The sequence below is a fragment of the Plantactinospora soyae genome (assembly GCF_014874095.1).
GTDB lineage: Bacteria > Actinomycetota > Actinomycetes > Mycobacteriales > Micromonosporaceae > Plantactinospora > Plantactinospora soyae.
The window spans coordinates 8290599-8302730 of the sequence record NZ_JADBEB010000001.1; the positions used below are offsets into that span (position 1 = coordinate 8290599).

The 12132-nt window shown below is 71.5% G+C and carries 9 protein-coding genes; 7 read left to right on the forward strand and 2 right to left on the reverse strand.

The genetic code is table 11. The features are described 5' to 3' along the window. Positions 1-8 precede the first annotated feature (8 nt). A complete protein-coding gene (locus H4W31_RS36330) occupies positions 9-1406 on the reverse strand; it encodes a pectinesterase family protein (protein WP_192770735.1) in 1398 nt (465 codons plus the stop codon). 345 nt (positions 1407-1751) lie between these two features. Between H4W31_RS36330 and H4W31_RS44595 the strand changes: the two genes are divergently transcribed. The 5 genes from H4W31_RS44595 to H4W31_RS36355 all read left to right on the forward strand — a co-directional run bounded on the left by H4W31_RS44595 (position 1752) and on the right by H4W31_RS36355 (position 8078). Next, positions 1752-3380 carry a glycoside hydrolase family 43 protein gene (locus tag H4W31_RS44595; RefSeq protein ID WP_192770736.1) on the forward strand — a complete coding sequence of 543 codons (1629 nt, stop codon included), beginning with the start codon at positions 1752-1754 and terminating at the stop codon, positions 3378-3380. Positions 3381-3385: 5 nt separating this feature from the next. Further along, positions 3386-4279, forward strand: a complete 894-nt coding sequence (locus H4W31_RS36340) for a DUF6807 domain-containing protein (RefSeq protein ID WP_318783617.1) — start codon at positions 3386-3388, stop codon at positions 4277-4279. Between the two features lie 29 nt (positions 4280-4308). After that, complete coding sequence (locus H4W31_RS36345) at positions 4309-5229, forward strand: DUF6807 domain-containing protein (protein ID WP_192770737.1); 921 nt, start codon at positions 4309-4311, stop codon at positions 5227-5229. Next, a complete protein-coding gene (locus H4W31_RS36350; protein ID WP_192770738.1) occupies positions 5226-6563 on the forward strand; it encodes an ROK family protein in 1338 nt (445 codons plus the stop codon). Before H4W31_RS36345 ends, H4W31_RS36350 begins: the two co-directional genes overlap by 4 nt. Positions 6564-6866: 303 nt before the next feature. Beyond that, entirely contained in the window at positions 6867-8078 is a 1212-nt protein-coding gene (locus H4W31_RS36355; protein ID WP_318783618.1) for a pectate lyase, read from the forward strand. Between the two features lie 251 nt (positions 8079-8329). Here the strand turns inward: H4W31_RS36355 and H4W31_RS36360 are convergent, their stop codons facing one another. Further along, complete coding sequence (locus tag H4W31_RS36360; RefSeq protein WP_192770739.1) at positions 8330-8824, reverse strand: winged helix-turn-helix transcriptional regulator; 495 nt, start codon at positions 8822-8824, stop codon at positions 8330-8332. A gap of 99 nt (positions 8825-8923) precedes the next feature. Here H4W31_RS36360 and H4W31_RS36365 point away from each other — a divergent pair, with 99 nt between their 5' ends. Together H4W31_RS36365 and H4W31_RS36370 are read left to right on the forward strand one after the other, a co-directional pair. Next, complete coding sequence (locus tag H4W31_RS36365; RefSeq protein ID WP_225945870.1) at positions 8924-10369, forward strand: MFS transporter; 1446 nt, start codon at positions 8924-8926, stop codon at positions 10367-10369. A gap of 230 nt (positions 10370-10599) precedes the next feature. Continuing rightward, entirely contained in the window at positions 10600-11880 is a 1281-nt protein-coding gene (locus H4W31_RS36370) for an MFS transporter (protein WP_192770740.1), read from the forward strand. The last annotated feature ends 252 nt before the right edge of the window (positions 11881-12132 follow it).

Genomic DNA, 12132 nt, shown 5'->3' on the forward strand with positions numbered 1-12132 from the left:
TCGAGGAGTCAGGAGACGGGGTTCCAGCCGTCCGAGCCGGCCAGATAGCGCTGCGGGGTGTAGGTCGGGGCCTGTGCGTCGCTGAGCTGCGGACGGTTGCCGTTCACACCGGCACCGGCGCCGTTGTTCCGGTACTCGGAGAAGCGGGCGTTCTGCCAGGTGTTGCTGGACATGTTGGTCCACGGCTGTGCGGTGTTGATGTGCGCGCCGAGGGTCGACTCGCGGTAGAGCACCTGGGCGTCGGGCCCCCACGGTCGGCCGAGGCTGCTGGAGCCCGCCGCCGCCGAACTGGTCAGGTTGCAGCGGTAGAACAGGAAGCCGTACGCCCGGCTGGCCGGGGTGCGGGCTGCGGTGACCGGGCCGCCGGTGGACCGCTTCTCGTGGACCTGGGTGCTGTGCAGCACCGCGATGCCGTCGCCGAAGATGAAGTCGACGGTCCCCTCGACGTACGAGTTCCGCAGGTAGGAACGGGCGGTGGCACCGATCAGGAAGGTGTCCTGGTCGCCGAGGAGCCGTACGTTGGTCAGCACCGAGCGGTCGGAGTTGAGGTACAGCGCCACGGCCTGGTGCCCGGCCTGGCCGGCGTTGGCCACCTCGTCGAAGTCGTTCGAGATGGTCAGGTTCGTGGCGCTGAAGCCCCGGCCGGTCACCGTGGCCGTCGCGCTGCCGTTCGTCCCGTAGGTGCTGCCGTCGGGCCGCTGTGTTCCGGCGGAGTGGTTCTCGACGATGACCACGTTGCCCGGAGCGGTGCCGAGGCCGAGCAGGTGCAGGTTCGTCTTGTTCGAAGGCACCGAGACCACCCCACGGTAGGTGCCCGGCCGGATCGCGATCGTCACCACGCTGGCACTGTTGGCCGGCGCCGCGTCGATCGCCGACTGCACCGTACGGTGCTGACCGCTGCCGTCGGCGGCCACCACGATCGAGCCGGCGGGCGGACCGCCGGTGTTCCCGATCTGGACCAGTTGCCACTGCTGGTTCGTGCCACCGAGGTCGGCGAACTGGGAGATCCGGCCGCCGTCGGTGGTGGACCACTCCCAGACGTCCAGCGCCTTGCCACTGAGCCGGTTCACCAGTCGGACGTAGCCGTCCGGCGAGTCCGCCAGCGCGAAGTGCTGCCGGGTGTCCGAACTCGACGCCTGCTGGGTCAGTTCCGCGCCGTCCGCCGCCGAGGCGATCTGGAGGACCTTCCCCGAGTGCCGGGACCGTACCTGGTAGTAGCCGCTTCCGACGGCGACGAACTGCCACTGCTGCTGGTTGCCGTCGTTACGGGCCCACTGCACGATCGGCGCGCCGTCGGTCGTGGCGAGGTTGTACACGTCGACGGCCTTTCCGCTGTGCCGCGACGTCAACACGTAGTACGCGGCGGGGTCGACCGTCGCCGCCTGCGCGGGTCCGGTCGGCACCATCACTCCGGTCGACAGGCCGTCGCCGCCACCGTGGCGGCGAGGACCGTCCGACGCCGGAACCGCTTGCGGATGGGAATGGGCATGACGAGGTTGTCCCTTCGCGGGGGTGGCACGACTCGGGTGGGACGGTCCGCGCCAGGGATGTGCGCACGCTGCCCGGCGGCGCACCCGACTCCGCTGACGAGGTCCGCGGCTCCCTTGTGAACCCCGGCAGGGATAGTCAGGCGACAATAAGTTTCTCCGTGAAACTTTGTCAAGACTGTGGTCATCATCGATGCCGAGGTCGCCTGGATCGATTAGTTACAGAAGTTGACGTAATCAAAACAGTCGATTTAAGGTGGCGACGTGACGCAGCGCCTCTACCAGAACCCGGTGCTGGCGGCCGACTGGTCCGATCCGGACGCGATCCGGGTGGGCGATGACTTCTACCTGGTGGCATCGAGCTTCCACCGGGTTCCGGGCCTACCGATCCTGCACTCCCGGAACCTGGTCGACTGGACGGTCGTGGGGCACGCGCTGGACCGGCTGGAGCCGGCCGCCGAGTTCGCCACGCCCCAGCACGGCCGGGGGATCTGGGCCCCCGCCATCCGGCACCACGCCGGCCTGTTCTGGATCTTCTATCCCGACCCCGACCGGGGCATCTTCGTCACCACCGCTCCGGCGGTCACCGGTCCCTGGCGCCGGCCCCGTCCGCTCAAGACCGGCCGAGGGCTGATCGACCCGTGTCCGCTCTGGGACACCGACGGTACGGCGTACCTGGTGCACGCCTGGGCCCGCAGCCGGGCCGGGTTCAACAACCGGATCACCTGTCACCGGATGAGCCCGGACGCGACCCGACTGCTCGACGACGGACGGACCATCATCGACGGCGACCTGATCCCCGGCTGCCGGACCCTGGAAGGACCGAAGGCCTACCGCCGGGGCGACTGGTACTGGATCTTCGCCCCGGCCGGTGGCGTCGCCGACGGCTGGCAGACCGCCTTCCGGGCCCGACACATCGCCGGCCCGTACGCGCACCGGATCGTGCTGGCCCGGGGCGACACCGAGGTCAACGGGCCCCATCAGGGCGCCTGGCTGGACACCCCCGCCGGGCAGCACTGGTTCCTGCACTTCCAGGACCGGGGCGCGCACGGTCGGGTGGTGCACCTCCAGCCGATGCGCTGGGCCGACGACGGCTGGCCCCGGATCGGCGACAACGCCGGGACCGGGCCGGGGACACCGGTTCGCAGTCATCCCGTACCGGTGGTCGGGTCCGGCGGCAGCGCGGCCGACGTACCGGCGAATGGGCCGGCACCGGCGGATGTGCCGGCACCGCCGTCGCCCGCGACCGGCGACGACCTCGCGACCGGGCAGCCCGGCCCGCACTGGTACTGGCCGGCCAATCCCCGGTCGTCCTGGTGGAGTCCGGGCCGGCCGGAGGGGCTGCGGTTGACCTGCGTCCGCTCAACGGCAATGGCCGACCTGCGCGAACTGCCGAACGTCCTCGGGCAGCGGCTGCCGGCCGCTCCCGCCACGGTCAGCACGACGATGACCCTGCACAGCGACCTGCCCGGGGCCCGGGCCGGCCTGACCATTCTCGGTCGCGGCTACGCCTGGCTCGGCCAGGAACGGACCGCGACGGGCATCGCCCTGGTCCACCGCACCGCCGTCGCCCCCGGCGCGGGCGGCAGTGCGGGTGTCGGCGGATTCGAACCCTCGGCTGGGCCCGCCCCGGCCGAGACCGACCTGGCCCGACCGGTGCCGCTGCCGGCCGGCCAACGGACCGCCGTCCTGCGGGTCCACCTCGGACCCGGCGCGGTGTGCCGGTTCGCCGCCGCACCGGGCCAGGACCCACCGGTCCCGCTCGGCATCCCGTTCGTGGCATCGCCCGGGCACTGGGTCGGGGCCACCCTCGGGCTGTTCGCGACCGCCCCACCCGGCGAGGGCCCGGCCGGCCACGCCGAGATCACCCGGTTCACCGTGGTCGGGGGCTGAGGTCCGTGTCGCAGGAGCAGACCCGTCCCGTCGGCGCCGTCGGGCTCCGGCACGTCGACCTGGACGTCGCCGAGTACGTCTGGCAGCCCGTCGACCTGCCCCGGCACGTCTCCCCCCGCCCCTTCCTGCATCCCGTACGCACCCTCGACGGGGTGGCGGTGACGGACTTGATGCCCGGCGACCACCCGCACCACCTCGGGGTCAGCATCGCCGTACCGGACCTCGCCGGGCACAACTTCTGGGGTGGCCGCACGTTCGTCCGCGCCCACGGACCGACCCGACTGGACAACCACGGCACGCAGCGGCACGAGGGCTGGGTCAGCCGCACGCCGGAGTCGATAGTCGCCGCGCTGGCCTGGGCCGCGCCGGACGGGACGGTGCTGCTGCGGGAACGGCGCGGGATGGCCGCCGTACCGCTCGACCCGGAGTGCTGGGCACTGGACCTGAGCTTCGAGTTGACCAACGTCACCGCCGAGCCGCTGTCGTTCGCCAGCCCGGCGACCAACGGCCGGCCGGATGCCGGATACGGCGGCTTCTTCTGGCGCGCTCCCCTCGGCACGGCCACCACGGCGGCGTTCGGCCCGCGCCGACGGGGCGTACGACACCTGCACGGGCGCCGGGGCGACTGGCTCGCCCTCACCGGCGCCAGCAGCCCGGCCGCCCGCTGGACCCTGGTGTTCGTACCGGTGGACGAGCAGGCGCGGGCCGATCCCTGGTTCGTCCGCACCGGCGACTACCCCGGCGTCGGCTCCTGCCTGGCCTGGGAACGCCCGCTGGTCGTCCAGACCGGGGACACGCTGCGGCGCCGTATCATCACCATCGTCGCCGACGGCACCCTGACCGCCGGCCGGGCCGCCCGGCTCGCGGCGGCCGCCACCGCACACGCCACGGACCGATGAGGACATCGACGGACGAGAGGGGCGATGGCATGGGAGGCCGATCGCCCGACCGGCACCGGCGGCATCCCGCCCCCACCGGGAAGTCCACTCCGGAGACGGCCACCCTCGCGCTCTTCCCGGACCAGCCGCCCGTCGCGCACTACGGCACCGGCACCGGCCTCGCGGTCGCGCTGGCACCCCGGCCGTACCTGCATCCGGTACGCACCATCGGCGGTACCCCGGTCACCGAACTGATGCCCGCCTCCCACCGGCACCACCTGGGCGCCGGACTGGCCGTACCCGACGTCGGCGGCGCGAACTTCTGGGGCGGCCGTACCTTCGTGCCCGGGCACGGGCCGATGTGGCTGGACAACCACGGCACCCAACGGCACCGGGAGTGGCTGCGACGCGAGCCGGCGACGCTCTCCCACGCGCTGCACTGGGCCGCCATCGGCGGAGAGGTCCTGCTCGCCGAGCGACGTACCCTGGCCTGCCGTCCGGTGAGCGACGACGCCTGGGCCCTCGACGTCGACTTCACCCTCACCAACCTGACCGGCCGGCCGCTCGCCATCCGCAGTCCGGCGACGCAGGGCCGGGTCGGAGCCGGGTACGGCGGCTTCTTCTGGCGTGCCCCGACCGGAGCCCATCCGGCCCGGGCGATCGGTCCGGGCGGTGCCGACCTGGCGGACCTGCACGGTGCCACCGCCGACTGGCTGGCCCTGACCGGCAGTACCGGCGACCGCGACTGGACGCTGATCTTCGCGGGTGCCACCGAGCGGACCCGACGGGACCGGTGGTTCGTCCGGATCCGCGACTACATCGGAGTGGGATCCTCGCTGGCCTGGGACCGGCCGTTGGTACTGGCCCCGGCCGAGGTGACGACGCGGCGGATAGTCACGGTCATCGCGGACGGCATCCTCCGTCCGGCGCAGATCCGCGACCTCGCGACCGGCTTGGGATCCGGTCCGTGACCCGGCACGTACGCCGTACCGGGCCGGCACCGACCACCGACGCGCCCGTCCGGCAGGGCAGCCTCCGGGCGCACAACCTGGCGCTGGTGTTCCGGCAGATCGTCGCCGCCGACGGCCGTCCCATCTCCCGGATCGAGCTGGCCCACCAGACCGGGCTGACCCGGCCGACCATCTCCCGGATCGTCGACGAGCTGCTGGCCGGCCGACTGGTCACCGAGGCCGGCCCGGCGCCGTACGGCGGAGCCGGCCGACCCCGGGTCGGCCTGGTGCTCTCCCGGCAGGGCCCGGCGGGGCTGGGCCTCGACATCCGGGCCGACTGCCTGGCGGCCTGCGTGGTCGACCTCACCGGCACGGTCCGGCACCTCGCGTTCGTACCGAATCCGGGGCTGGACCGGCCGGCCGACGACGTACTGGCCGACCTGGCCGCGATGGCCTGGTCGGCGATCCGGGCGGCGACCATCGAGAATCTCACCGTCGTCGGCGCCACCCTCGCGGTCCCCGGCGCGGTGCAGGCCAACACCCTGGTCCGGTTCGCGCCGCCGCTCGGCTGGCGGGACGTCGACGTCGGGGCGCTGCTCGGCCACGGCATCGGCGCGACCGCCAGCGCGCGACCGGTACGGACACCACCGGGGGCAGCAGCGTCGACAGCGGTACTGCCGGTCACGGTCGAGAACGAGGCGAACCTCGCGGCGCTCGGCGAGCTGTACGCGGGCGGCGAGGAACTCACCGACTTCGCGTACGTCTCCGGCGCGCTCGGGCTCGGCGCCGGCATCGTGCTGGACGGTCGGCTGCTGCGCGGCGCCCGGGGCTGGAGCGGCGAACTCGGGCACGTCACCGTCTTCCCCGACGGCGCCCCGTGCCCGTGCGGGGCGCGCGGTTGCCTCCAGGCGTACGCCGGAATCGAGGCGATTCTCGCGACCGCCGGAGGACCTCCGGGCGGCTCGCCGGTCGCGGACGCCCTGGCTCTCGCCGACGCCGGCTCGCCCGAGACCCTGGCGGCGCTGGACCGGGCCGGCACCGCCCTCGGTATCGCGCTGGCCGGCCTGGTGAACCTCGTCGACGTCGGCACCATCCTCCTCGGTGGCAGTTACTCGGTGCTGGCGTCCTGGCTGACCGACCGGATCCGGACCGAACTGTCGCAGCGGGCGCTGAGCACCCGGTGGGCGCCGGTCGAGGTGCGTCCGGCGCTGCTCGGACCGGACGCGGCGGTGATCGGCGGCGCGCTCACCTCGATCGACCGGGTACGGCACAACCCCTCGTCCTGGCTGCTGCACCGGGCCGCGGCGGATGACCGGAACGCCGGGCGCCCCCGGACCGGCGTGGTCGCCGGCTGAACTGGGCGCCACTGGTTTGTCGTGCTTGTAAACGAAGTATCCCCACTTCCTGGATTGATAGATCGTTCCTGTCGCGCGACTTCCCGAAACATTCCATTGACGATCGCCACAGTCTGAACCTACCCTGAGATCGGAAAGCGCTTTCCGGGCGCTGGCCGGGTGACGCGCGCATCGGCGGGTCATCCGTGGTTTTCGGCCGGTCTGCCGTCGCGGACCAGCCCGATCGGGAGGTTCGATCACATGGCGGTTCTCGGTAGGACGCTACGCGGCCCCACTGCTCGCCGAGCCAGATGGCGGGCAGCCGTGGTGGTCGCCAGTTCGATGGTGCTGATCGGCGCGGCGGCGGTCGTCACGCTGCCCGCCGCCCAGGCGGCCACCATCACCCCTGGCGCCTGGTACAACATCATCAACGTGCACAGCGGCAAGGCCATCGAGGTGTCCGGCGGCTCGACCGCCGACGCCGCCACCGTCGTGCAGCAGACGGTGGGCAGCGGGCAGAACCAGCAGTTCCGGTTCGAGTCCGCCGGCACCGGCTGGTGGCGGATCGTCGCCCGGCACAGCGGCAAGGCGATCGACCTGTGGGAGTGGAACACCGCCGGCGGCGCCGAGTTCCGGCAGTGGCCGATCACCAGCGGAGTCAACCAGCAGTTCTCGGTGCAGAACATCGGCGACAACATCCAGCTGATCAACCGGCACAGTGGGCTGGCCCTGGAGGTCTGGGAGTGGTCGACCGCCAACGGCGCCCGGATCTCCCAGTTCGACGACCTCGACGGCGCCAACCAGCAGTGGCGGATCGTCCAGGTCGGCAGCGGAGGCGGCCCCACGACACCGCCGCCCACCGGCAACCCGCCGAGCACCAGCTTCCCGACGCCGACCGGCAACTCCCCGGTCAACAACGGCACCATCCAGGTGTCCGGCACGTTCGACGGCGGCATGCGTCGCTACTGCTGCATCGGCGACGGTGGGCAGGGCGAGAGCCAGGATCCGGTCTTCGAGATCGCGGCCGGCGGAACGCTGCAGAATGTCATCCTCGGCGCGCCCGCCGGTGACGGCGTCCACTGCGAGGGCAACTGCACCCTGCGCAACGTGTGGTGGGAGGACGTGGGCGAGGACGCGGCCACCTTCCGGGGCGGCAGCAACTACTACGTCATCGGTGGCGGCGCCCGGTCCGCGTCCGACAAGGTGTTCCAGCACAACGGCTCGGGCACCGTACACATCAACGGGTTCTACGCCGAGAACGTGGGCAAGCTGTACCGGGCCTGCGGCAACTGCAGCAGCTCGTACCAGCGTCACGTGGTGATGGACAACGTGACCGTACGCTCCACCAAGGTCCTCGCCGGGATCAACACGAACTGGGGCGACACGGCCCGGTTCACCCGGATCACCGTGTACGGCTCGGCGGTCATCTGCGAGAAGTACCGGGGTGTCTCCAGCGGCAACGAGCCGGAGAAGATCGGTGAGGGTGCCGACGGCGTCAACTGTTTCTACAGTTCGTCCGACATCACGATCCGCTGACCGGTACGAGCGGCTGAGGTAGCGGGGTCGGCACACACCAGTGCCGGCCCCGTCGCCGTACCCGGGTGGGCATTCCAGATGTCGCTGGCCGGCTCTCAACCGGGACGGACGCGCTTGCGGCCGAGCCCGATCTTCCGACCGTTCCGGGTGCTCACCTTGGGGCGCTCCGCACAGATGGCTTCATCTCGGCAGGAACGGAATGGACCGCCCATTGCTCGGTAATCGCAGCCGCGGGCTTCCCAACAGCCGTTTCACCCTCTGCTGGCCGACACCCTCCGGCCCATGGTTTCGCGGCGTTCGGCCTCCCGCTCGGCCTGCCGCTGTTCGTCCGCTATCCGGACGTCGTACGCGGAACGCGCGGTGGCGATCTCGTTCTGGTGCGTCTCGGTCCAGCTGACCAGGGCGCGGATCGTCTCGTGCAGGGTCGCGCCCAGCGGGGTGAGTTCGTAGTCGACCCGGGGCGGCACCGTCGGATACACGGTGCGGGTGACCAGCCCGTCGCGTTCGAGGTGCCGCAGCGTACGGGCGAGCATCCGCTGGCTGATCCCGTCGACCTCGCGGCGCAACTCCGTGAAGCGGAGGCTCCGGCGGTCGAGCAGGGCGATGACGAGCAGGGACCACTTGTCCGCGATGCGGTCGAGGATCTGCCGGACCTCGCAGTCCTCCCGGGTGTCCCACTGGCGCGCGTCGTAGTCGGCGTCGGTATCCACGCAGTAACCGAGGGACCGCGAAGTTCCGTCTTCCATGGCTACCGATGGTGCCTGACGATGCTGCTGGTTACAAGAAGGAACCGGCATGCACTGGAGGAACCATGCCATCGCCGGTTCCCCCGAGAGGAGTCGATCATGACTGCGTCGAGCGGCCGCATGGACGGACGGGCGTGGGGTGTGTTGTTCGTACTGTGCGGAGCGATCTTCCTGGAGGGGATCGACGTGGCGATGCTGAACGTGGCACTGCCCGCGATCCGGGCCGATCTCGGCCTCTCCACCGGGACCCTCAGCGGCGTGGTGAGTGCGTACGTCCTCGGCTACGGCGGCTTCATGCTGCTGGGTGGTCGGGTCGCCGATCTGCTCGGTCGCCGCCGGATGTTCCTGTTCTGGCTCACCGTCTTCCTGGTCTTCTCCGGCCTGGGCGGCTTCGCCACCGAGGGCTGGATGTTGCTGGTGGCCAGGTTCGTCACCGGCGTCGCCGCCGCCTTCATGGCGCCGGCCGGGCTGGCGCTGCTCACCAGCACCTTCCCGGAGGGCCCGCAGCGGACGAGGGCGCTCGGCGTCTACGCCGGGACCGCGGCGGGCGGCTTCTCGCTCGGCCTCGTCGCCGGCGGCCTGCTGGCGGCGATCGGTTGGCGGTGGGTGTTCTTCGCTCCGGTGGTCCTCTCCGCGCTCATCCTGCTGGCGGCCATCCCCCTGCTCACCGAGCGGGACGAGCCGACGCCACGGTCCGGCGGCTTCGATCTGGCCGGTGCGTTCAGCATCACCGGTGCGATGCTGCTGCTCGCCTACGGGGTGGTCCGGCTGGAGCACGCCGGCGACGGCCTGGCCGCCACGATCGGGGTGTTCGGCGCGGGTGCGACGCTGGTGGCCGTCTTCGTCGTGATCGAGCGGCGGTCGGCCAACCCGCTGGTGCGGTTGGGCATCCTCCGCTCCGGGTCCCTGGTCCGGGCCAACCTGGGCGCGCTGCTGTTCCTGGGTTCGTTCGCCGGTTTCCAACTCCTGGCCACCCTGTACCTCCAGGAGCTACGGGGTTGGAGCGCCCTGCAGACCGGCCTGGCGATGCTGATCATCGGCATCGACACGGTGCTGGCCCCGACCCTGACGACACGGCTGGTGAACCGCTTCGGCAACGTCCGGGTCCTGTTCGGTGGGTTGGCGTCGGCGGCACTGGGCTACGCGCTGTTCCTGCCGGTCGCGTCGGACTGGACGTACGCCGCCATGCTGCCGACCATGCTGCTGCTGGGCCTGGCCTTCTCCCTGACCTACGGCCCGCTGACCATGGCCGCCACCGACGGCATCGACGAGCGGGAGCACGGCCTGGCCGCCGGTCTGCTGTACACGTCGATGCAGTTCGGCACGGCCCTCGGCATCTCCGCGGTGACCGCCGTCAGCGTCGCCGCGATCCCGGACGGAAACCCGGCCGGGGTCGAACTGGAGGCGATCAGGACCGCGCTGCTCGTCCCGGTCGTCGCCGCCGCCCTGGCCGCCGTCATCACCGCCTTCGGCCTCGGTCGCCGGAGGTCGGTCGGCGATGCCGACGCCGTACCCGTGCGGGCGCCCGCCGAGATCTCGGCCTGACCGGTACGGAGGAGGCCACGCCGTCCGGGGACGATCGTCGATCGGCCCCGGACGGTGCGTCCGGGTCGACGAGTCGGCGGGGAATCGCCGGCACGACCGCGATGACCGCACTCCCCACGTATGTAGGAGAGCTTAACGCCGCGTGCAGATCTTTTCGCTTGTCTTACGACAGCTCTCGGGACACCGTAAGGGTCCGGCCCGATGCTCTCCACCCACCAAGTGAACGGATCATGGCACCTGACTCCCCGTGGCGGATCTCCGACTTCCGCATCCTGTTCACCGCGAGCATCCTCAGCCAACTCGGCACGAACATCGGCTACGTCGCCGTACCGCTGATCGCGGTGTCCGTGCTCGACGCGGGTCCCGGACAGGTCGGCGCGCTCGCCACGCTGAGCACGGTCGCCTTCCTCCTCATCGGTCTGCCCGCCGGGGCGTGGCTGGACCGGATGCGCCATCGGCAGGTGCTGATCGCCGCGGATCTGGCCCGAGCGGCCCTGTTCGCCGCCATCCCGCTGGCCTGGTGGCTCGACGTCCTCACCCTCGGCCAGCTCTACGTCGTCGTCCTGCTGCACGGCTGCGCCACCGTCTTCTTCGACGTCGGCTCGCAGAGCGTGCTGCCACGACTGGTCGGCCGGGACGGCCTGGTCCCGGCGAACGCCGCGATCGTGAGCCTGATCGCCGCAAGCAACGTCGCCGGCCGGGGCGCGGGCGGGGGACTGGTCCAGTTGCTCACGGCACCGCTGGCCATCGCGTGCGCGGCCGTGGGCTATCTCGGCTCGGCCCTTCGGCTCACCGCCATCCGCCGTACGCCCGCACCGGCCCGAACCGACGTCACCACGCGACTGACAACGCAGATCGGGGAGGGGCTGCGGCACGTCTTCGGCAACCCGGAACTACGGCCCCTCGCGCTCACCGCGGCCCTGAACAACGTCGGGTCGCAGATCGTCAACACAATGCTTCCGGTGGTCTTCATCCGCGAACTCGGCTTCCCGGCCGGCGCGCTCGGGCTGTTCTGGGCGGCGGGCGGCGCCGGCCTCCTCCTCGGAGCCCGCTGCGCGCGCCCCGTCGCCGGCCGGCTCGGCTATGGCCGGACGCTCGGTCTCGCCGGCCTGTGCCTGGCGCCAGCGGGACTGCTGGTACCACTTCTCGACCGGGGCCCGTGGATGTGGCTGGCCGGTACGGGCTGGATGCTGGCCATGTTCAAGACGGGCATGGACAACGTCCTCGGCGTGAGCCTGCGACAGCGGATGACCTCCGACTCCATGCTCGGCCGGATGAACGCCACCTTCCGGTTCCTGCTCACCGGCGCGCTCGCGGTCGGCGCCGCGATCGCGGGCCTGGTCGGCGAGCTGACCAGCGTGCGGAACACGCTCTGGCTGGGTGCGGCCTTTCTCGCGACGGCCTTCCTGCCGGTCTTTTTCTCTCCGCTCCGCAGCCGACGCGGGCTGCCCCGAGAGCAGGACGGACCTCGGGCCGCCCCGGCGGTCGCCGTCCTACCCCGACGGTCGTGAAGCCGCCCGGAACGTAGTCCGGCCGGACCGGATCTTCCGGGCCCATGGCGTACCGCCGACTTACAGGGTAGAAACATCTGACCCCTTCTTTCCTGGCGTGGCACTGGCCCGGCGGACGAGAGAGCGCTCTCAGCGGCCTTCGGTGTTCCGCCACCGTCCGAAGAGGCAGATCGACGACGATCGCGAACACCCCCGACGCACGGGCCCGCTCGTGCGCGCAGTCGGAGCATTCCGTACATCCCCACGTCGCTG

What these genes read in the sequence shown, in the direction of transcription:
- H4W31_RS36330 (WP_192770735.1), bottom strand. Translation starts at nt 1,406, where the DNA reads ATGGTGCCGACCGGACCCGCGCAGGCGGCGACGGTCGACCCCGCCGCG.
- H4W31_RS36345 (WP_192770737.1), top strand. Translation starts at nt 4,309, where the DNA reads ATGGGAGGCCGATCGCCCGACCGGCACCGGCGGCATCCCGCCCCCACC.
- H4W31_RS36360 (WP_192770739.1), bottom strand. Translation starts at nt 8,824, where the DNA reads ATGGAAGACGGAACTTCGCGGTCCCTCGGTTACTGCGTGGATACCGAC.
- H4W31_RS36365 (WP_225945870.1), top strand. Translation starts at nt 8,924, where the DNA reads ATGACTGCGTCGAGCGGCCGCATGGACGGACGGGCGTGGGGTGTGTTG.
- H4W31_RS36370 (WP_192770740.1), top strand. Translation starts at nt 10,600, where the DNA reads ATGGCACCTGACTCCCCGTGGCGGATCTCCGACTTCCGCATCCTGTTC.